A 20,537-nucleotide genomic window follows, 5' to 3' on the forward strand; every position below is an offset into this window, starting at 1 on the left:
ATCCCCCTGCCCGGTAGCGCCGCGCCGTACGCCGCGGCCATCCCCCTGCCCGGCAGCGCCGCGCCCGCGGGCGCCATCTCGCTCGGCCCCGCGCCTGATGCGTACGCTCCGCCGCCCCAGGACGACCCCTTCGCGTTCGACGCGGGCGACGGCGGCGCCATCCCCCTGCCCGGCAGCGCGCCGGCCCAGGGCTTCTCGCTGGACACCGGCGCGGGCGCCATCCCCCTGCCCGGCACCGTCGCGCCGCACGCCTCCGCCGCCATTCCGTTGCCCGGCGGCACGGGCGGTCATGCGTCCCAGGCCATCCCGCTGCCTGGCGCATCCGCGGGCGCCATCGCGCTCGGCCCCGCGCCGGAGGCGATTCCACTCCCCGGTGGCGCACCCTTCGCGTTCGACGCGGGTGACGGCGGCGCCATCCCCCTGCCCGGCAGCGCGCCCGACGCGTTCGGCGCTCCCGATGACTTCGGCACGCAGGACGCCTTCGGCGACGGCTTCGACGACGCGCCCGTCCCGCCGCCACCGAGCGAGACGACCCGCGTGGTGGCCATCCCGCTGCCCAACGCCGCCTACCGCGAGCCGTCCGCCGCACCGCGCGGCACGTCGGGTGCGACGCGCGACATCGAGTTCTCCGAGGAGGCGCTGCCCGCGTCTCCCGCCGGTGCGGCCTATGGCGCGCCGGACGTGCTCGGCACCGCGCGTGACTTCGACTTCTCCGACGACGTGCTGCCGGTGCCCGCGCAGGCGGCGCCGGAGCCGGACCCCTTCGCCTTCGACGTCGAGACGCAGGGTGCGGAGGCCACCGAGTTCGACCTGTCCTCCGCGCCGGGTGATGATGGGAACCTCGTCTCCGCGCCCCCGGAGGCGGACCCGTTCGCCCTGCCTCCGCCGCCGGCCTACGCCCAGGGCGGCATCCCCGAGGAGGACCCGTTCGCCCTCCCTCCGCCCCCCGTCGACGACCCGTTCGCCCTGCCCCCTCCTCCCGCGTACGCGCAGGGGGGCATCCCCGAGGAGGACCCGTTCGCCCTCCCTCCGCCCCCCGAGGCGGGCCCGTCGTTCGACTTCGCCGAGCTGCCCATGCCGGCGCACGCCGCGCCGCCCGTGCCCGGCGCCATGGACTTCTCGGACCTGCCCGCCCCGGCCGCGCCGTCCATGGACTTCTCGGACCTGCCCGCGCCGGCGGCTCCGCCGATGCCGGACCTGTCGTTCGACTTCGCCGCGCCCTCGGCCCCCGCGCCCTCCGCGGACCCGTTCGCGCTGGACTTCGCGGCCGCGCCCTCCGCCGCGCCGATGCCGGACTTCAGCCTCGACTTCGCCGAGCCACCTCCCCCGGCCGCGCCGCCTCCGGCGTCCGTCAACCCGACGGTCGACTTCGGCGACGTGGACTTCGGCTCGCCGCCCCCGTCCGCCGCGCCCTCCCCGCGCGTGCCGGATTCGCTGGAGTTCGACCCCACCGCCCGGCCGGATGACGACCTGGAGGCGGACCTCTCCGACCCGCTGCCGCCCCCGCCCAACGCGGGCCCCGCGGACGGCCTGGAGATGCTGTCCTTCATCGACGACGCGGGCGGGCGCGACGCCAACGCCCAGGCCGGCGCGAAGGTGCGCCGCTTCCACGTGCGCCGCCGCTCGGGCAAGGTGTTCGGCCCGTTCGACGAGGGCGTCATCGTCAAGATGCTCGAGGACGGACAGTTGCTCGGCAACGAGGACGTCTCCCTCGATTCCGAGACGTGGTCCGCCATCGGCACCATCCCCACGTTCGCCGCCGCCATCCAGCGACTGATGGAGGGCCCCTCCAAGGTGGTCGCCGCGGCGCCCGTCGCCGCGACGGACGCGGAGGCCCCGCGCGTCGACACCAGCGGCACCCAGGCGAACATGAAGCGCCTGGAGCAGTTGTACGAAGGCCGCATGGCCGCGGTCTCCGTCGTGGACCGCAGCGGCGCCCAGGAGAAGCTGAAGAAGCGCGTGCCGATGTTCATCGCCGCGGGGGTCGGCGCCGTGGTGCTGCTCATCGGCCTGGGCACGGAGTTCGGCACGCGCTACGGCGCCTTCGGCCGCCGCGCCCTGTTCCCCGCCCGCGTCTCCGACGGCTCGCCCCAGGCGGAGCAGGTGACGAAGGCGAAGCAGGAGCTGCTCCAGGACACGTTCGCCAGCTACAAGCAGGCGCACACGCTCAGCGGCCAGGCGCTCCAGGAGAAGGAGTACCCCGCGGTCCGCTCCCTGTGGTGCCAGTCCGTCTACTACCTCCAGCGCCGCTACGCCGCCGCCACGCCCGCGGACATGCAGCGCTGCAAGGAGGCGATGCCGGACATCGAGCTGCTCGGAGAGAAGGACGTCGACCTCGTCAAGCTCCAGGCCGCCATCGCCCTCACCTCGCGCCAGGCGGACACGGTGCTGCCCGTCCTCCAGGACGCGCTGGCGCGGGAGGCCAACCAGGGTGACCTGGAGCTGGCCTTCCTCGTGGCCGAGGCGCAGGCCATGAACCGCGACAAGAACGGCGCCATCGAGACCCTCAAGAAGGTGCTCGCCGCGGAGCCCAAGTCCGCCAAGGCCCACCACGCCCTGGGCAACCTGCACCAGGCCGCCGGTCGCGCGGACGAGGCCGCCACCGAGTACGCCGCCGCGCTCGAGTCCGACCGCAAGCACGCCGCCTCCGCGGTGGAGCTGGCCGCGGTGCAACTGCTGGTGCGCAAGGACGCGGAGAAGGGCGCCCAGGCCATCGAGGAGTCGCTGGCCCCGGACGTCCAGGCGGAGCTGGGCCCCGCGGAGCTGGCCCGCGCCCTGGGTCTCAAGGGCGTGGCCCTCTTCATCCAGCACAAGCCGAAGGAGGCCGAGGCGGAGCTGAAGTCCGCGCTGGAGAAGGACCCCAAGTCCACCTTCCTCAAGGGCCAGTTGGCCCACGTGATGCGCGCCCAGCGCAACTACGAGGGCGCCCTGCCGGTGTACACGGCCCTGGTCGCCGACGAGGGGGACAGCCTGGAGTACGCGGACGGCTACATCACCTCGCTGGTGATGACCGGCAAGATGCAGGCGGCCGCGGAGGCCGTGCAGAAGGCCAGCGAGCGCTTCCCCAACGAGGCCCGCATCGCCTACCTCTACGGCCGCATCGAGGACGCGCTCGACAAGCTCTCCGAGGCGGAAGGGCACTACAAGCGCGCCATCGCCGCGGACGCGGAGCTGGTGGAGGCCAACCTGTACCTGGGCCGCTTCTACCTGCGGCAGCGCCGCAACGCCGAGGCGCGCGCCCAGTTGGAGCAGGCCGCGACCAAGGCCCCGGAGAACGCGGGCGTGCGCGCGGGTCTGGGTGAGCTGGCGCTCGCGGAGAACAACGCCCTCCTGGGCCAGCAGGAGTTCGAGCGCGCCGCCCAGCTCGACCCCAACCTCGCCGACGCCCACCTGGGCCTGTCGCGCGTGGCGCTGCTCAACGGCGACCTGGAGACGGCGAAGACGGAGGCCAACCGCGCCCTGGAGCTGGACCCGCACCTCTTGAAGGATGGCCGCCTGCAGCGCGGCATCGTCCTGTGGCGGCTGGGCCAGCTCGACGAGGCGGTGGCGGAGCTGGAGAAGGCCAAGGCGGAGGACCCCCGCTCCACCACCATCCCCATCACCCTGGGCGCGGTGCTGCTCGAGCGCGGTGACCTGCCCGGCGCGGAGAGCAACCTGGGCCTCGCGCTGAGCAACGAGCCCTCCAACCACGAGGCGCTGTACTACCTGGCGCTCGTGAAGGCCAAGCGGCTGGAGTACACCCAGGCCATCGACGCCATGCGCAAGGCCGTGGAGCGCGCCCCCAAGCGCCCGGACTACCACTACGCCTACGGCGTCATCCTCCGCGACGCCAAGAACCTCCCGGACGCCATCCGCGAGTGGAACACCGCGGTGGACCTGGACGCGAAGAACGCGGACGCGCACGAGGCGCTGGGCCACGCCCACCTGGAGGGCGGCGAGTTCGAGGACGCCATCGCCTCCTTCGAAGCCAGCCTCAAGTCGGACCCGCGCCGCACCCGCGTGCTGGGCTCCATCGGCGACGCCTACTTCAACGCCGCCCGCTGGGACGACGCCGTCAAGCGCTACCAGACGGCCCTCAAGGCGGACGCGAAGCTGACGTACGTCTACTACAAGGTCGCCCGCGCGCTGACCGAGCAGGCCCAGTTCGCCAAGGCCATCGACTGGTACCGCAAGGCCACCACCGCGGAGCCGGAGAACCCGATGAGCTACTACTACCTGGGCTTCGCATATAAGGAGCGCAACAAGCGCCGCGAGGCCGTCCAGGCGTTCCGGGAGTACCTGGCCAAGAAGCCGGACGCGACGGACCGCAAGGACATCGAGGACGAGATCTACGACCTGGAGCACTGACCGCCCCAGGTGATGGCCGGCCGCCCCCGCTGGAGGCGGCCGGCGTCAGGCCCGGGGCGCCGGGGCGTCCGCCCTTGAGCACCCCGGGCACGAGGAGTCTTGCTGACGCCCGCCCAGGGTGACTACAAGGCGTGCCCCATGCTGGACCTCCGGAACGTTGCGCAGAACTTCGATGCGGTCGTCGCTCGCCTGAAGACGCGGGGCGGCAACCTGGACCTCGGCCCCTTCCAGCGCCTGTTCTCCGAGCGCAGCGAACTCTACAAATCCATGGAGTCGCTGGCCGCGCGCCGCAACGCCGCCAACGAGGACATGAAGAAGAAGGCGAAGGAGGACCCCAAGGCGCTGGACGCGCTGCGCGGGGACCTGCGCGCCGTCTCCCAGGAGATCAAGGAGAAGGAGGCCCGCCTCAAGGAAGTGGAGGAGGAGCTCAACCGCATCCTCCTGCTCATCCCCAACGTGCCCCACGACTCCGTCCCGGTGGGCACCAGCGCGGACGAGAACGTCCAGGTGAAGACGTGGGGCGACAAGCCCAACCTCCCCTTCACCCCGAAGCAGCACTTCGAGCTGGGGGAGAAGCTGGGCATGCTCGACTTCGAGCGCGCCGCGAAGGTGTCCGGCAGCCGCTTCACCTTCTACAAGGGCGCGCTGGCGCGGCTGGAGCGGGCGCTCGTCACGTTCATGATCGACGTGCACACCACCAAGGGCTACACGGAGCTGCTCCCCCCGTACCTGGTGCTGCGCGAGACGATGATGGGCACCGGCCAGTTGCCCAAGTTCGAGGACGACGCCTTCAAGACGCTGGGCGACCCCGAGCGCTTCCTCATCCCCACGTCGGAAGTGCCCGTCACCAACTACCACGCGGACGAAATCCTCGACGGTGACACCCTGCCCGTCCGCTACTGCGCCTTCAGCCCCTGCTTCCGGGCGGAGGCCGGCGCCGCCGGCAAGGACACCCGCGGCCTCATCCGCCAGCACCAGTTCCACAAGGTGGAGATGGTGAAGTTCGCCCGCCCGGACAAGAGCCTGGACGAACTGGAGGCCATGACGGACGACGCCTGCGACATCCTCCGGCGCCTCGGCCTGCACCACCGGGTGATGCTCCTGTGCACCGGCGACATGGGCTTCTCCGCCCAGAAGACGTACGACATCGAGGTGTGGCTGCCGGGGCAGAACGCGTACCGCGAGATCTCCTCCTGCTCCGACTGCGGCGACTTCCAGGCCCGCAGGGCCAAAATCCGCTTCCGCGCGCAGAAGGGCGACAAGCCCCAACTGCTCCACACCCTCAACGGCAGCGGACTGGCCGTGGGCCGGACCGCCATCGCCATCCTGGAGAACTTCCAGCGCGAGGACGGCACCGTCGCCATCCCCGAGGTCCTCTGGCCGTACATGGGTGGCATGAAGGAGCTCAAGCCGCTGTAGAAGATTTGGATCATCCGGCTTGCAACGGGCGCGGAATCAGGTAGAAGGGCGGCCCCACGGTCGACGTCGGTCCGAGGGGCTCCGTCGGCTGGGTCGTTTTGGAGGCGTGGCCGAGCGGTTGAAGGCAGCGGTCTTGAAAACCGCAGAGGGCGCAAGTTCTCCGTAGGTTCGAATCCTACCGCCTCCGAAAATGTTCTTGAGTTTTGTGGTTCTTTGACAGAGAAGAGTTGGAGAGATGGCCGAGAGGCTGAAGGCACAGGTTTGCTAAACCTGCATACTCGAAAGGGTATCGAGGGTTCGAATCCCTCTCTCTCCGCCACTTGATGTTGTAGCAGCGCGTGAAGATTTGCTCCCTTAGCTCAGCTGGATAGAGCGTCGGACTACGAATCCGAAGGCCGGAGGTTCGAATCCTCCAGGGAGCGCCATCTTCTCTGCGTGTTGTCCTCCATGAGTGACGAAGCTTTCATGCAGCAGGCGTTGATGCTCGCGCGGGAAGCAGCGGAACTCGGAGAGGTCCCTGTCGGTGCGGTCGCCGTGCATGATGGAATCATCATCGGCACGGGTTTCAACCGTCGCGAAGTGGACCGCAACCCGCTCGCTCACGCGGAAGTCCTCGCACTCGATGCCGCATCCAAGCATCTCGGTGTCTGGCGACTGACAGGCGTCACGCTTTACGTGACGTTGGAACCGTGTGCGATGTGCGCCGGAGCGCTGGTACAATCAAGAGTCACCCGTCTCGTCTTTGGCGCAATGGACCCCAAGGCCGGTGCGGTGGGCTCTCTCTACAATCTGGCCGAAGAGCCGCGACACAATCACCGGCTCCAGGTCACGAGTGGTATCCTGGCGGACGAAAGTCGCCATCTGCTGAAGTCGTTCTTCGAGCGCCTGCGCGCGAAACGACGCGAAAACTGAATACTTGGAGAGCTGGCCGAGTGGTCGAAGGCACCTGACTCGAAATCAGGCATACCGGTAACGGTATCGTAGGTTCGAATCCTACGCTCTCCGCTCCAGACTTTTTGGAGAGGTGGCCGAGCGGTTGAAGGCGCACGCCTGGAACGCGTGTATATCTGAAAGGGTATCGTGGGTTCGAATCCCACCCTCTCCGTTGTTGTTGTTTCAGAAGTAGATGTCCAAGTTTCTTGTGGTCGGGACAACGTGGGGGCGTGAACCCCGCCAGGTCCGGAAGGAAGCAACGGTAGCGTACTTCCGCGTGTGTCCCGGCCGTTATGAAGAGCCAGTGCCCTTCCGGGTGCTGGCTCTTCGCCTTTGCGGGCTACGGGCTCGCGAGCGCCCCTCCCTTCGAAAACTGTCCGGCAGTCGGCGGCCCCCCTGTCCGGCGGCCCCCTCGGTCAGCTAGGAAACCGGGATTTCTTCCGAGGAGGGACTCATGCCGGACGTCATCGTGGTGGGCGCTGGGCACAACGGGTTGGTGACGGCGGCGATGCTCGCGCGCCGGGGACTGTCCGTCACCGTGCTGGAGGACAAGGACATCATCGGCGGGGCCTGTCGCACGGAGTACCCATTCCGGAGCGCGCCCCAGCTGGGTGTCTCCACGGGGGCGTACCTCCTGGGCCTCATGCCGCCGGAGCTCCTGCGCGAGCTGGAGCTGGACCTGCCCCTCAAGCGGAGGGATCCGCACTACTTCCTGCCCACCACGGGGAAGAAGTACCTGCTGTTCGGCTCGGACGAGCGGGAGCTGGAGCGGCAGTTCCTGGAGTTCTTCTCCCCGGCGGACTGGAAGGCCCACCAGGCGATGAACGCGGAGCTGGGCGCCATGCGCGACGACCTGGCGCCCGCGTGGCTCCTGCCGCCCCTGTCCCTGGAGGAGACGGCCGAGCGATACCTCCGCCCCGCCCTGCGCCAGGCGTTCATCCGGCTGTGTCGGGGTTCGGCGCGCGAGTACCTGGAGCGCTTCGGCTTCGAGTCGGACCTGGTGAAGGCCATGTACGCGGTGACGGACGCCTTCTCCGGACTGGACGGCGGCTATGACACGCCGGGCACGGGCATGAACCTGCTGGTCCACAACATGTGTCGGCTGCCCGGCAGCGGTGGCACGTGGATGATCGTGGGCGGCGGCATGGGCACCGTCACGCAGGCCATCGCCGACGTGGCGCGCAAGCACGGCGCCCTCATCCGCACCGGTGCGAAGGTGACGTCCATCCGGGTGGACGGAGGCGTGGCCCGGGGCGTGGTGTTGGAGAACGGCGAGGAGCTGAGCGCGAAGGTCGTCGTCTCCAACGGGGACCCGTTCCGCACGCTGAAGCTGGTGGACTCGGGTGCCCTGCCCCAGGCGTACCGGGCGAAGGTGGACGCGATGTTCGTCCCGGGCACCACGCTGAAGGTGAACCTGTGCCTGAAGGAGCTGCCCACCTTCACCTGTCTGCCGGAGGACCGGGGCCAGTTCGGGCCCACCATCCACCTGCTGCCGCAGGAGGACGACGTGCTCGGCGCGCTGGAGCGCTCGTACCGGGAGACGCGCGCCGGCCGGTTGTCGGAGTTCCCCTCCATCGAGTGGTACATCCACACCACGGTGGACCCGTCCCTGCGGGACGCGGAGGGCCACCACAACTCCGCGCTCTTCGTGGAGTGGGTGCCCTACCAGCTCGAGGGCACGACGTGGGAGCGGGAGGAGGAGCGCTACGTGCGCCACCTGCTGTCCCTCTGCGACCGGTTCGCCCCGGGGACGAGCGACAAGGTGCAGGAGTACCTGGCCCTCACGCCGCCGAAAATCGAGAGCCGCTTCGGCATCACCGGGGGCCACATCCACCACGTCGACAACAAGCGGGGCTTCACCGACCGGCTGCCCTACGAGACGCCGGTGCAGGGGCTCTACTTCTGCAGCGCCGGGTGCCACCCCGCCGGCAGCGTCATCGGCGCGGCCGGGCACAACGCGGCGGGCGTGGTGCTCCAAGCCCTCGGACGGTGAGTGGAACCCCCTGGAGGGCCGGCAACGGCATGGATCATTCACCCGGTCGTGTTTAGATGTCGGTCCCCATGAGCTACCTCGTCCTCGCGCGCAAATGGCGCCCGCAGAAGTTCGATGACATGACCGGACAGGAGCACGTGGTCCGGACCATCGCGAACGCCATCAAGATGGACCGGGTCGCCCACGCGTACCTGTTCTGCGGCCCTCGCGGAGTGGGCAAGACGACCGCCGCCCGCCTGCTGGCCAAGGCCCTCAACTGCGAGAAGGGCCCCACCGCCACGCCGTGTGGCGAGTGCCGCGCGTGCATCGAGATTGCCTCGGGCACCAGCGTGGACGTCGCCGAAATCGACGGTGCGTCCAACAACGGCGTCGAGAACGTCCGCGAGATTCGCGAGAACGCGAAGTACCTGCCGCAGCGCGACCGACACAAGATCTACATCATCGACGAGGTCCACATGCTGTCCGGGGCGGCGTTCAACGCGCTGCTCAAGACGCTGGAGGAGCCGCCCGGGCACGTGAAGTTCATCTTCGCGACGACGGAGGCCCACAAGCTGCCGGACACCATCCTCTCGCGCTGTCAGCGCCACAACTTCCGGCGCATCTCCGCGGCGCGGATGCTCCAGCGGCTCCAGGAGATCTGCAAGGCGGAGGGCGCGGGCATCTCGGACCGCTCGCTGTCGCTCGTGGTGCGCCAGTCCGAGGGCGGCATGCGCGACGCGCTCAGCCTCCTGGACCAGATTCTCGCCTCGTGCGGCGCCACGCCCACGGACGAGGACGTGGCGGAGGCCCTGGGCGCCATCGACCGGACGATGGTGCAGGACTTCGCCGAGGCCCTCGTGCGCAAGGACGCCAAGCGCGTGCTGGAGCGCGTGGAGGAGGTCTTCAACCGCGGCCTCGACCTGAAGCGGCTGGCCGAGGAGCTGGCCCTCCAGTTGCGGCATCTGTTCGTCACCAAGACGCTCGGCGAGGCGCCGTCGGAGCTGGCGGAGTCCGAGCAGAAGGCGCTGGTGGCGCTCGCGAAGGAGGCGGAGAGCGCGCAGCTCACCCGCCTGTTCGACGTGGTGCACGGCTGCGTCTGGGACGTGTCGCGCGCGGCGCAGCCCCGGCTCGCGCTGGAGATGGCGCTCCTGAAGGCCATCCAACTGTCGCCGGGCGGCTCGATTCCGGAGCTGCTCGCGCGCGTGGACCGGCTCGCGGCCGGGCTCGCGCAGGGCGACGGTGCCGCCAAGGCCAACGCTGGAGCGCCAGGAGGTCGCTCCAACCCCGCCAACTTTCGCGCCTGAGTCGCGCCCAGGTCCCCTTCCCCGTCCCGGGGAGCCACGGGAGGTCGGCAGTCCCACGTCGACGAACGAGCCCCCGTCGCGCACGCCGGAGCCACGCCCGTCGGAGTCCGTCGGCGGCGACCAGGCCACGCGCCAACACGCGGCCAGCGACGCGCACGAGTCCTCGCGGGCACCGGTCGCCATGCCGCGACCACACAACGCCGGAGCGTCCTCGCAAGGCTTCGCTGGAAACGGGGCGCTGTCCGGTCGTCCAGCGCCAGAGCCGGCGGGGCATGGCTCGACGTCGGCGCCTCGCGGGAACGCGGGCCCTCCGGACTGGGGGAGCCCCGGACAGTCTCCCGTGCCAGGCATGAATGCCTCCTCCCAGGCGAGTGGCAACGGAGCCTGGGAACCACCACGCGCCACGGCGTCGTCCGACGCACACGCCCAAAGCCCTGGCACCGAAGCCTGGGAGCCTCCACGAGCCCCCCCGCCGTCTGACACATTCGCCCACGGCCCCGGTGACAACGCGTGGGAGCCTCCCCGAACCAGCACGGCCTCTGTCGCATTCGTCTCCGGGCCCGGCGACAGCCCCTGGGAGCCTCCCCGAGCCACTGCGGCATCCGGTGCGTCCGCTCCCGGGCTCACCGCTGGAACGTGGGAACCTCCGCGCGCCACCGCCCCGTCCAGTGCTGACGACTCTCGCTACGACGAGTCGGAGTACGTCCCCGAGCCGCCTCCCGACATCGAGTTGCCACGACACGTCGAGTCCTCGACGGACCTCCCGCGCGCAGCGGCACCGCGAGACGCGAGCCCGTGGACTCCGCCCGCGCCCCCGCCGCCCAGCGGTCCCGTCATGGACGGCCTTTCGCCCTCCGCGGCGAGGCCCCTCTCGTTCCTGCGCAATGGCGGAGGCGCCCCGGCGTCGGGAGGCCCCACGGGCACGTCCCAGCCCGCCTACTCGGCGGAGCGAGCAGTCCCCTCCGGCCCGGTGATGGAGGGCCTGCCCGCCTCGGCGGCCCGTCCCCTGTCCTTCCTGCGCAAGGCACCTCCGGGTCCGCCCACGGCGCCGACGCCTTCGCCCGCACCGCCGCCTCCCACGCCCTCGCCCGGCCCGCATGCCGGCGCCACCTCGCTGTCGCGCACCACGGAGCCGGCGCCCACCGTCCGCGTCATCAACGTCCGCAAGCCGGAGCCGCCCCCGGGCGCCGCGCCCGAGCCAGCGCCCTACGCGGAGGACGAGTCCCGCTACTACCCCGAAGAGGCCTCCCCCGGCGGCTGTGCCTCCGGTGAATGCATCCCCGAGCCCGCGGCCCCCACGGTCGAACCCGAGCCGGAGCCCGAGCCGCCCCCCATGGCGGCCGCGCCCCCGCCGCCCGTCATACGGAGCCGGGACAACGCCAACCTGCCGCTCATCGAGCGGTGGCGCGCCGCCGTGGAGACGGTGAAGGGCAACTCCCTGCGTCATGGCACGGCGCTCGCCAACGGCCGCCTGCTGTCGATGAAGGCGGGTGAAATCATCCTCGGCTACACCCCTGCCGCGGGCCTGCACCGGATGACGGTGACGGCCGCCGCGGGCAAGAGCCTCATCGACAAGCTGCTGGCCGAGCACTTCGGCCGGCCGGTGAAGCTGTCCTTCCAGGACGTCGCCACGGACGACTCGCGGGCGGGGCTCAGCATCGCCGAGCGCGACGCCCAGAGCCGGGCCAACTACGAGAAGAACACCGAGAGCAAGGTCCGCAACCACACCTCGGTCCGGTCCGTGCTCATGTTGTTGGGTGGAGAAATCGAGCACATCCAGGTGTACGAGCCCGAGCGCCCCTCCGCCGCCTCCGTCAGCGACGCTCCAATCGAGGCACCGGACGACAGCGCCTGACAACGCGCGCGCGCAACGGTAGGGTGCGCGCCACACTCCACGCCCGAGCGGACGCCTCACGCGCCCGCTCCCCCGAGCCCCGAGGAAGCACATGCCTGGCGTCGACCTGAACTACTTCATCCGGCAGGCGAACAAGCTGACGGAGAAGATCGAAGAGCGGAAGCAGCAGCTGGCCGAGGAGACCGTCGAGGCCACGTCCGGCGAGGGCCGGGTGAAGGTGCTCGCCAACGGCATCCAGGAGATCCGCAGCATCAAGATCGACAAGGACGCCATCGACCCGAACGACCCGTCGATGCTCGAGGACCTCATCACCGCCGCCGTGAACGCCGCCCTGGCGGCCAGCCGTCAGCACATGCAGCGGGAGCTGGCCAAAATCTCCGGCGGCATCAAGATCCCCGGCGTTACCTGATACCGGATGACCCCCGATCCGCTGAACCGCCTCGTCGCCCAGCTCGCGAAGCTGCCGGGCATCGGCGAGAAGACCGCCCAGCGCCTCGCGTTCCACATCCTGCGCGCCCCCGGCGAGTACGCGTCGGAGCTGTCCCAGGCCATCCGCGAGGTGAAGGAGAAGGTGCATCTGTGCGTGCGCTGCTTCTCCCTCACCGACTCGGAGACGTGCGGTTTCTGCCGCGACTCGCGTCGTGACGAGCGGGTGCTGTGCGTCGTGGAGACGTTCGCCGACCTGATGGCGCTGGAGCGCACCCGCGAGTTCAAGGGGCGCTACCACGTCCTGCACGGCGTGCTGTCTCCGCTCGAGGGCGTGGGCCCCGACCAACTGCGCATCAAGGAGCTCTTGGAGCGCCTCAACGACAGCCGGGTGGAGGAGCTCATCCTCGCCACCAACCCGGACGTCGAGGGCGAGGCCACCGCGCTCTACCTCACGCGGCTGCTCAAGCCCATGGGCCTGCGCGTCACCCGCATCGCCCAGGGCCTGCCCATGGGCGGCGACCTGGAGTACGCCGACCAGGCCACCCTGGCCAAGGCGCTGTCCGCTCGCCGCGACCTCTGAGCCTCTCCGCTCACGCGGCGCCGGCCCCCGGCGCCGCTACCGCGTCAGCCGCCACGTGAAGGGCACCACCACGGTGACGGACTCGTCCCGGTGCGCCGGGAACCGCAGCCGCTCCGCCTGGGCCTTCACGCACCGCCCCACCGCATCCGCCGCCAACGGCCCACGGACCGCCGCCTGGACCTTGCCCGACGAGGCGATGGTCAACTGCACCTCCACCGTGCCCTCGCCCGACGGCAGGTCCTCCTTGTTGCGCTCGAAGCACGCGGAGATGCGCCCACGCCCGCGCCCCACCACCCGCTCGATGTCGCCAACCCCCAGCGACACCGCCTTCCGGGCGGAGGCCCCCTTCTTCACCTTCGCGTCCACGGCGCCGTCATCCTCCGCGCCGGACGCCTCCGCGGCCTTCGCGACCTCCGGCGTCTCGACGGGGGCCTGGGGCGCCACCGCCGGCTCCGCGTGCTTCTGCGCGACCTCGCCCCCTGGGGGCTGAACGGCCTCGACGGTGGGCGAGCCAGGAGGGGCCACGGGCTCCAGCTTGCGAGCCACCTCGGGTGGCGGCGCCTGGACAGGCGGCGCGACGACGGGCGCGGGCTCCTGCGTTCCCTTCGCGCTCCGGTAGCCGATGAACCCCGCGCCGGCGAGCAGCAGCCCTCCCGCCAACCCGACGGCCAGGGGACGCCAGCCGCGCGACACGGGCACGGCGGCGACCTCGCGTGACGGAGCCGGAGGCGGCCCGTTCTGCGTGGCGGGCGTCTTGGGCACCGACGGCAGCGACCCCGGCGACGACGCCGGCGAGCGCGAGCCCCACCCCTGCGCGGTCGCCGCCTCCGTCCCCACCGGTGCCACGGTGGCCACCGCGTTCGGGTCCACGACGCCCGTGGCCTGCGTCACCATGCCGAGCGCGGACGAGAGCGAGGCCAACGTCGGGATGCGCGTGCGCTCGGCGAAGCGCTCCTCGCCGAAGTGGCTGCGCAGGAAGGCGCCGAGCTGCGGCGCGCCGCTGCCCGTCCCCGGGTGCTCCCGAAGGAAGTCCTCCAGCTCCTCCGCGAACGCCTCGGCCGTCTCGTGCCGCCCCTCCGCGAAGGGCGACATCGCCTTGAGGATGACGGCCTCCAACTCCACCGGCAGGTCCGGCCGCAGCTCGCGCGGCTTCTTGAACTCGCCATGCAGGAGCGCGTTGAGCACCGCGAGGTCGTTCTCGCGGGAGAAGGGCCGCACGTGGGTGAGCGCCTCGAAGAGGCTGACGCCCAGCGCGAAGACGTCCGCGCGCCGGTCCACCTCCTGGCCCCGGGCCTGCTCCGGCGCCATGTACATGTACTTGCCCTTCACCACGCCGGTGCGCGTGTTGACGAGCCGGGACTCGGCCTTGGCGATGCCGAAGTCCAGCACCTTCACCTGCCCCTGGTACGTCAGGTACAGGTTCGACGGGGAGATGTCCCGGTGCACGATGTGCAGCGGCTGCCCCATCTCGTTGGCGAACTCGTGCGCGTAGTGCAGCCCGCGCGCCGCGTCGATGAGCACCCGCAGCACCACCGGGAACGGCAGGTACTGCCGCCGCCGCCCCGCCAGCCGCAGCGTCGTGGAGAAGTCCTCGCCCGCGAGGTACTCCATGCAGATGTAGTAGCAGCCCTCCGTGAAGCCCAGTTCGTGGATCTGCACGATGTTGGGATGCGCCAGCTTCGCCGCCAGCCGCGCCTCGTCACGGAACATCTCCACGAAGTCGGGGATGTTCGACAGGTGCGGCAGCATCCGCTTGATGACGACGTTGCGCTCGAAGCCGTCGGTGCCCAGCAGCTTGGCGAGGAAGATCTCCGCCATGCCGCCTTCGGCCAGCTTGCGCACCAGGACGTACTGTCCATACGGGCGCATCAACGGCGGTGGCACCTCGTCGGGGCCGGGTGGGGTCGTCTGGGGGGGTGCCATTCCTCAGGGCCCTCGCTGTTTCAAGGTGCGGACCGTATAGACCTCCGGGGCACCAGGACGAGTCATTCTAAACACCAGCAGCGGGGGCGAGCCCACCGGCTCCGCCCAGATATCGAACCGGTGCTTGCCGTCCAGCGGCACCGGACGTCCATTGATGGACACGTGGGCGTCCACCGGCGCCACGCCCGTGGCCCTCACCTTCGCGGCGACCGGCAGCCCGTTGCGCGGCTGGGACACCAGCAGCGTGGGTACCGAGTTGTCGTACACCAGCTCCAGCTTGTTCATCCGCCCCCCCTTCAACTGCTCGCCCGCGCCGGACAGCGGCGTCACGGACCACAGGTAGCTTCCCTCACCCAACGCGCCCGCCTCCAGGGCCGCGCGGGTGTCCGCGACGGTGCGTTCGACGACCGGCTTCTCCAACGCGCCCGCCCGGTACACCGCCACCCGGTAGCGCTCCGCCGCCTCCTCCGCCGCATAGGTGAACGTCACGGAGGGCGGCTTGTCTTGGTAGAAGATGGTCGTCTTCTCCAGGCCCTCCGGCACCACGTTGCGCACGCGGTCCAGGTCGCGAGACAGGCGCTCCGGCGCGAACGTCGCGCTGCCCTTCGCCAGCTCCCGCCCCTCCTTGGAGCGCACCCGCCAGTACAGGGCCCCACGCGCGGGCGCGGGCACGTTGATGAAGGGCCGGAACACCGTGCCGAACAGCAGCGGCTGCGCGAAGCCCGCGTCGGCGGCCACCTCCACCACGGCCTCGCCCTCCCCCTCCCAGCCGAAGGCCACCTCGGGCATGCCCTGGTGGAACACCTCCAGCCCCTCGCCCGGCCCCAGCACCACCGGCACCGGCGCCAGCGCCTCCACCTGCGCGGGCCCGGACTCGCCCGACACCGTGGCGCGCTCACCGGCGCGCAGGGCCTGCTTCGACTCGCCGCGCACCAAAGTGATGCGCCCCGTCTGCGCGTCCACCAGGTAGCCCGTGGCCGTGCGCCGCACCGCCAGCCGGGCCGCGCCGTCACCCTCCAACGTCAGCCCCGGCAGCACCACGCGGCTCTGCCGCTCCGGCGCCAGTTGCACGGCCAGTCGCCCCTGCTTCAGCGACAGTCGCGCCTCGTCCCGCTTGCCCCCCTGGCCCGCCCCTTCCAGCACCATCTCCCCGTCCGTACCCAGCGACAGCCGCGACGCCGAGCCCTCCAGCGACAGCTCCGCCGAGCCGCCCCGCTTCGTGCGCACCCCGTCCCCGGCCGCGAGCGCCTCGCCCGTCGGCCGCACCGTACGCCAGCGCTTCGCGCCCTTGGAGAGCAGCTCCACCTTCCCGACGCCCACCCGCACCGTCACCGGGATGGGGGCCAGCTCCACCACGCGCCCGCCGCCCATCACCAACTGCGCCTTCCCAGCCGACACCTCCACCGCGTCGCCGGTCGAGACGTTCATGGGCTCGCCGCCCTTGGCCACGAACTCGATGGCGCCCAGCTTCACCTCCACCCGGCCGCCGTCGCCCGCCACCGCGACGCTCACCTCGCTGGGCTCGGAGCCCACGCGTGTCAGACCGAAGGGGGTCTGCAGGGTGAGGGACACCTTGCGACCACCCGCGGGAGCCCCGGTGCGCGCCGGGACGCGGGACAACACGATGCCGCGCTCCACCGTCAACACCACGCCACCGGAGCCCTCGCCCAGGCCCACGCGCGCGTCACTCCCCACCTCCACGGAGCGCCCATCCGGGAAGCGCACCGTCGCGGTGCCCTCCTTGCCCGTCTCCAGCGCGTCGCCGGAATACAGGGGGCCCTTCGTGGCCGGGACCTTCCGCCCGCCGCGCTCGAGCATCACCTCGCCGCGCAGCTCGTCCAGCACGCCCAGCTCCGTGGCGGGTCCCGCGTCGGCCGAGCCGGCGTCCTGGGCCGCGGCGGGGGTGGCCACGGGGGTGGCCGCCTCCTCGTCACAGCCGGCGAGGACGAACAGCAGGATCAACGACCAGCGACGCGTGTTGCTCACCGTTTCTGCCTCGGGAAGAGATCCACGTTGAAGATGGCCTGCTCGCCATCCTTGAGGGTGACGCGCTTGCTCTGCGACAGGAAGCCGCGCGCGGAGATGGTGATGCGGTAGGTACCGCCCTTCACCCGGAAGGTGAAGGCCCCCTTCGCGTCCGTCTTCGCCTTCACCTTCGCCTGGGGGATGAGGAGCGTGGCCGCCACGGGCCTGCCGCCGCGCGCGCTGCGCACCTGCCCGGTGAGCGTGGCCGGCTCACCCTTGCGCTCCAGCGCCAGCGGCACCGACAGCGGCGTCTCCTGCCCCGCGACGATGATGGCCGCCTCCTCCGCGTTGCGGTAGCCCGGCGACGTCGCCTGCACCGCCACCGGCCCCGGCGACAGCTCCTTCACCCACGCCTGCCCCATCAAATCCGTGCGCACCTGCACCGCGCCCACCGCCACGCGCACGCCCGGCAGCGGCACCCCGTTCGACGCGTTCACCACCGTCACCTTCAAGCCTCCGGTGGGCGGCGGCAGCTTGCGCGCCCGGACCTCCAGCGCGACACGGCCCCCGTCCTCCACCACGCCCCGCGCCTCCGTGGGCGCGTAGCCCGGCGCCTCCACCCTCGCCGTCAACGGCCCCGCGGCCAGCTCCGCCACCTCCGCCACGCCGCGCGCGTCCGTCACCAGCGGCGCCTGCTCCACGCCGTTGGCCACCAGCACCACCCGCGCGCCCGCGAGCGGCGCCCCCGTCTGCGCGTCCACGAGGCTCAGCGACACACCCCCGGCCGGCTCGCGCGGCGGCGCGGGCGGCGGCTCGTAGCGCACGGGGGCCACCTCGCGCGCGTCCTTCCACGCCAGCTCCAGCGCCGCGCCCACCCGGCGCATCCGCTGCTCGGAGACGACCCCGTCCGGCAACGTCACCGTGTCCTGCACGTGCTGGAAGTCCAGCACCAGCGTGCCGGACCACCGCGACGCGCCCACCAGCGGCACCAGCGCCGCCCCGCCCACCGCGAAGCCCTTCGCCTCCGCCTTCGCGCCCGCCGCGTCCTTCACGGACAGCGACACGGGCACCTCGCCCCGCGCCTCCAGCGCCAGACGGGAGAACACCGGCAGCTTCAGGCTCGCCGACACCAGCGCCGCGTGCCGCACCCCGTACGCGAACACCGGCGCCGAGGACGCCCCGAACACCGGCAACTGCGCGTAGGAGTACCCCGCGCCCACCTCCGCGCGCACCGGCCCCAGCAGCAACCGCGCCCGGGGCCCCACCGACGCCCGCACCAGGCTGCCCCCGGTGATCCGCGCCGAGCCCTCCTTCAAGTCGAACCCCTCCCGCTGCACGCCCGCCCAGGCCCCCAGCCACGACCCCGCCCAGAACGTCCCCACCGCCGCCAGATCATTCGGCGTGAAGCCGTCGTAGGTGAGCCCGGGCCCTACATCCGCCTGGGCACCGTTGCGGAGCGCCACGCCGTAACGCAGGCGCAACGACGCCCGCTCCAGCACCTCTTCCGCCAGCGCGGACCGGGGGCTGAGCAGGACCAACAGCAGGGGCGCCAGACGCGCCAGGATGGGGACGGGGGTCGATGGGGGCGTCAAAGCCCGGCGGAGTATAGAGAAAGCCGCCTATGCCCCCAAACCGGCGTCATCGGCGGACCCAGGAAGCCCTCCGAGACTCTTGACGACAGGTCGAGGAGATGCCGCCTGCCCGCGCCGCGTGGGAGGAAGCCGCGATCCGCCCCCGGGCGCGGATGGCTTCTTGCTGGAGTGGAAGGCGTTTGCTAAGCATCCTCACGGTCGGTAGCGCCTCGTCTAACCTCCGGGATTCACTCCAGAAACAACGGAGTGCCGCCGTGAGCGGGGCGAGCGAACGCTGAGGAGCGCATACGCCCATGGGCACGCAACTGGTGATGTACGAAGAGGAGTTCACCAAGATCAACGCCGTTTGCGACCGGCTCACCAAGGACGCGAACGCGAAGGTGGTCTTCCTCGTCGACAAGAACGGGCAGCTCATCTCCTCCGCGGGCCAGACGCAGAACATCGACACCACCTCGCTCGCCTCGCTGACGGCCGGCAACGTGGCCGCGATGGGAGGACTGGCCAAGCTGATCGGTGAGAACGAGTTCCCCAACCAGTTCCACGAAGGGGCCAAGGACTCGCTCTACATGACCATTGTCGGCAGCCGGGTCGTGCTGGTCGTCATCTTCGACAACCGCACCAGCCTCGGCCTCGTCCGCCTTCGCATCAAGAAGGCCAGCGACGAGCTCACGAAGATCTTCGAGAGTCTGGTGAAGAAGACGGACAGCCCGGGTGCCGGGTCGCCCTTCGCCGAGATCTCCGACGACGATATCGACAACCTCTTCAGCGAGTAACCCGGGAAGCCATGTCCTTCATCAATTACTCATCCCGCGAAATCAACTGCAAGATTGTCTATTACGGGCCGGGGCTCTGCGGGAAGACGACCAACCTCCAGTACATCTACAACAAGACGGCGGCCGAGACGAAGGGCAAGCTCATCTCGCTCTCCACCGAGACGGACCGCACGCTCTTCTTCGACTTCCTGCCGCTGTCGCTCGGAGAGATCCGCGGCTTCAAGACGCGCTTCCACCTCTACACGGTGCCCGGCCAGGTGTTCTACGACGCCAGCCGCAAGCTCATCCTCAAGGGTGTCGACGGCGTCGTCTTCGTGGCCGACAGCCAGATCGAGCGCATGGAGGCGAACATGGAGTCCATCGAGAACCTCCGTGTGAACCTCGCCGAGCAGGGCTACGACCTGAACAAGATCCCGTACGTCATCCAGTACAACAAGCGGGACCTGCCCAACGCGGTGACGGTCGAGGAGATGCGCAAGGCCCTCAACCCGCGCAACATCCCCGAGTACCAGGCCGTGGCCCCCACCGGCGTGGGCGTGTTCGACACGCTCAAGGCGGTGGCGAAGCTGGTGCTCACCGAGCTCAAGAAGGGTGGCTGACGGAGCATCCGGGCAGGCGGCCGCTCCCGCACCGAGGGTCAGAAGACGCCCCTCGGTGAAGGGTGTTACAACCTGCTGCCGACGGACCAGGCCGTCCGCCTCCTGAGGTCGCACCGTGCGAGTTGCCGCCGCCACCCTCCGCTTCCTCGCGCTGACCAGCGCCGCCTTCTGCGCGGTGGCGCACGCCAAGGAGCCCGCCAAGGCCGCCCCGTCCCCCACCGTCACCGCGGCCCCGGCGGATGGCTCGAGCACGGCGGACGAGGCGTTCAACACCCGCGTGAAGACGCTGGAGGAGAACGTCGTCGACCTGAAGGAGCGCATCTACCGCTCCAAGGCGAGGCTGCTCCTCCTGCAGGAGACGGTGCTCGGCGGCGACGTCACCACCGGCTCCCGCGCGCTCATCGTCCACCGCAACGAGATGGGCGGCTCCTTCGTGCTGGAGTCGGTGACGTACGCGCTGGACGGCGCGCCCATCTTCACGCAGCTCGACCTGCAGGGTGAGCTGGCGAAGCGCGAGCAGTTCGAGGTCTTCAACGGCCGCATCGTCCCCGGGCAGCACCAGCTCGCGGTGCGGCTCGTCTACCGCGGCAACGGCTCCGGCGTGTTCAGCTACATCGAGGGCTACAAGTTCAAGGTGCAATCCAGCTACACCTTCAACGCGGAGCCCGGGAAGGTGTCCACCGTGCAGGTGGTGGGCTACGAGCAGGGCGGCCTCACCACGGACATGAAGGACCGCCCCGCGGTGCGCTACGACATCGAGCTGTCCCGTGACGCGGCCCCCCGCATCGACCCGGAAGCGGGCGCGGGGACGCAGGCCACCATTCCCCCCGAAGCGCGGTAGAGGCC

General features: G+C 70.7%; 14 protein-coding genes, 5 tRNA genes and 1 other RNA gene. 17 read left to right on the forward strand and 3 right to left on the reverse strand.

What is annotated here, in order from left to right; genetic code table 11:
- The 14 genes from LZ198_RS35355 to recR form a co-directional block, all read left to right on the forward strand.
- On the forward strand, positions 1-4,347 hold a 4,347-nt coding region (locus tag LZ198_RS35355; RefSeq protein WP_253976551.1), incomplete at its 5' end, for a tetratricopeptide repeat protein.
- A 138-nt stretch (positions 4,348-4,485) separates the two neighbouring features.
- Positions 4,486-5,766 (forward strand): serine--tRNA ligase, encoded by a 1,281-nt coding sequence (gene serS, locus LZ198_RS35360; RefSeq protein WP_253976607.1) that lies wholly within the window; start codon positions 4,486-4,488, stop codon positions 5,764-5,766.
- 100 nt (positions 5,767-5,866) lie between these two features.
- Positions 5,867-5,953, forward strand: a tRNA-Ser gene (locus LZ198_RS35365).
- Positions 5,954-5,995: 42 nt separating this feature from the next.
- Positions 5,996-6,085, forward strand: a tRNA-Ser gene (locus tag LZ198_RS35370).
- Between the two features lie 29 nt (positions 6,086-6,114).
- Positions 6,115-6,191: transfer RNA gene (locus tag LZ198_RS35375), tRNA-Arg, on the forward strand.
- 22 nt (positions 6,192-6,213) lie between these two features.
- Positions 6,214-6,678, forward strand: a complete 465-nt coding sequence (gene tadA / locus LZ198_RS35380; protein ID WP_253976552.1) for a tRNA adenosine(34) deaminase TadA — start codon at positions 6,214-6,216, stop codon at positions 6,676-6,678.
- A gap of 6 nt (positions 6,679-6,684) precedes the next feature.
- Positions 6,685-6,771, forward strand: a tRNA-Ser gene (locus LZ198_RS35385).
- 13 nt (positions 6,772-6,784) lie between these two features.
- Positions 6,785-6,871 (forward strand) — tRNA-Ser (locus tag LZ198_RS35390).
- 33 nt (positions 6,872-6,904) lie between these two features.
- An RNA gene (gene ffs, locus LZ198_RS35395) (signal recognition particle sRNA small type) lies at positions 6,905-6,997 on the forward strand.
- Between the two features lie 156 nt (positions 6,998-7,153).
- A complete protein-coding gene (locus LZ198_RS35400) occupies positions 7,154-8,692 on the forward strand; it encodes a phytoene desaturase family protein (protein WP_253976553.1) in 1,539 nt (512 codons plus the stop codon).
- 68 nt (positions 8,693-8,760) lie between these two features.
- Entirely contained in the window at positions 8,761-9,975 is a 1,215-nt protein-coding gene (gene dnaX, locus LZ198_RS35405; RefSeq protein WP_253976554.1) for a DNA polymerase III subunit gamma/tau, read from the forward strand.
- Between the two features lie 835 nt (positions 9,976-10,810).
- Complete coding sequence (locus LZ198_RS35410; protein ID WP_253976555.1) at positions 10,811-11,830, forward strand: DNA polymerase III subunit gamma/tau; 1,020 nt, start codon at positions 10,811-10,813, stop codon at positions 11,828-11,830.
- Between the two features lie 91 nt (positions 11,831-11,921).
- Positions 11,922-12,239 carry a YbaB/EbfC family nucleoid-associated protein gene (locus LZ198_RS35415; protein WP_253976556.1) on the forward strand — a complete coding sequence of 106 codons (318 nt, stop codon included), beginning with the start codon at positions 11,922-11,924 and terminating at the stop codon, positions 12,237-12,239.
- A 6-nt stretch (positions 12,240-12,245) separates the two neighbouring features.
- Positions 12,246-12,839: a recombination mediator RecR gene (recR, locus tag LZ198_RS35420; protein WP_253976557.1), complete on the forward strand. Its 594-nt coding sequence runs from the start codon at positions 12,246-12,248 to the stop codon at positions 12,837-12,839.
- Between the two features lie 36 nt (positions 12,840-12,875).
- Here the strand turns inward: recR and LZ198_RS35425 are convergent, their stop codons facing one another.
- The 3 genes from LZ198_RS35425 to LZ198_RS35435 are packed head-to-tail and all read right to left on the reverse strand — an operon-like array spanning position 12,876 to position 18,319.
- Positions 12,876-14,762: a protein kinase domain-containing protein gene (locus LZ198_RS35425; protein ID WP_253976558.1), complete on the reverse strand. Its 1,887-nt coding sequence runs from the start codon at positions 14,760-14,762 to the stop codon at positions 12,876-12,878.
- Between the two features lie 3 nt (positions 14,763-14,765).
- Entirely contained in the window at positions 14,766-16,748 is a 1,983-nt protein-coding gene (locus LZ198_RS35430) for a FecR family protein (protein ID WP_253976559.1), read from the reverse strand.
- Positions 16,745-18,319: an MSCRAMM family protein gene (locus LZ198_RS35435; RefSeq protein WP_253976560.1), complete on the reverse strand. Its 1,575-nt coding sequence runs from the start codon at positions 18,317-18,319 to the stop codon at positions 16,745-16,747. The genes LZ198_RS35430 and LZ198_RS35435 overlap by 4 nt, the downstream gene beginning before the upstream one ends.
- Positions 18,320-18,612: 293 nt before the next feature.
- Here LZ198_RS35435 and mglB point away from each other — a divergent pair, with 293 nt between their 5' ends.
- From mglB to LZ198_RS35450, 3 genes are all read left to right on the forward strand, one after another.
- The gene (gene mglB / locus LZ198_RS35440) at positions 18,613-19,092 is read left to right on the forward strand and encodes a gliding-motility regulator GTPase-activating protein MglB (protein WP_002637270.1); all 480 of its coding nucleotides are present in this window, start codon (positions 18,613-18,615) and stop codon (positions 19,090-19,092) included.
- A gap of 11 nt (positions 19,093-19,103) precedes the next feature.
- Positions 19,104-19,691 (forward strand): gliding-motility regulator Ras-like GTPase MglA, encoded by a 588-nt coding sequence (gene mglA / locus LZ198_RS35445; protein ID WP_206719013.1) that lies wholly within the window; start codon positions 19,104-19,106, stop codon positions 19,689-19,691.
- A gap of 115 nt (positions 19,692-19,806) precedes the next feature.
- Positions 19,807-20,532: a dihydrolipoamide acetyltransferase gene (locus tag LZ198_RS35450; protein WP_253976561.1), complete on the forward strand. Its 726-nt coding sequence runs from the start codon at positions 19,807-19,809 to the stop codon at positions 20,530-20,532.
- The last annotated feature ends 5 nt before the right edge of the window (positions 20,533-20,537 follow it).

The organism is Myxococcus dinghuensis, from assembly GCF_024198235.1.
GTDB lineage: Bacteria > Myxococcota > Myxococcia > Myxococcales > Myxococcaceae > Myxococcus > Myxococcus dinghuensis.

Bases quoted from the DNA above. Each gene is read 5' to 3' on its own strand.
- serS (WP_253976607.1), top strand. From the start codon at position 4,486: ATGCTGGACCTCCGGAACGTTGCGCAGAACTTCGATGCGGTCGTCGCT.
- tadA (WP_253976552.1), top strand. From the start codon at position 6,214: ATGAGTGACGAAGCTTTCATGCAGCAGGCGTTGATGCTCGCGCGGGAA.
- LZ198_RS35400 (WP_253976553.1), top strand. From the start codon at position 7,154: ATGCCGGACGTCATCGTGGTGGGCGCTGGGCACAACGGGTTGGTGACG.
- dnaX (WP_253976554.1), top strand. From the start codon at position 8,761: ATGAGCTACCTCGTCCTCGCGCGCAAATGGCGCCCGCAGAAGTTCGAT.
- LZ198_RS35410 (WP_253976555.1), top strand. From the start codon at position 10,811: ATGGACGGCCTTTCGCCCTCCGCGGCGAGGCCCCTCTCGTTCCTGCGC.
- LZ198_RS35415 (WP_253976556.1), top strand. From the start codon at position 11,922: ATGCCTGGCGTCGACCTGAACTACTTCATCCGGCAGGCGAACAAGCTG.
- recR (WP_253976557.1), top strand. From the start codon at position 12,246: ATGACCCCCGATCCGCTGAACCGCCTCGTCGCCCAGCTCGCGAAGCTG.
- LZ198_RS35425 (WP_253976558.1), bottom strand. From the start codon at position 14,762: ATGGCACCCCCCCAGACGACCCCACCCGGCCCCGACGAGGTGCCACCG.
- mglB (WP_002637270.1), top strand. From the start codon at position 18,613: ATGGGCACGCAACTGGTGATGTACGAAGAGGAGTTCACCAAGATCAAC.
- mglA (WP_206719013.1), top strand. From the start codon at position 19,104: ATGTCCTTCATCAATTACTCATCCCGCGAAATCAACTGCAAGATTGTC.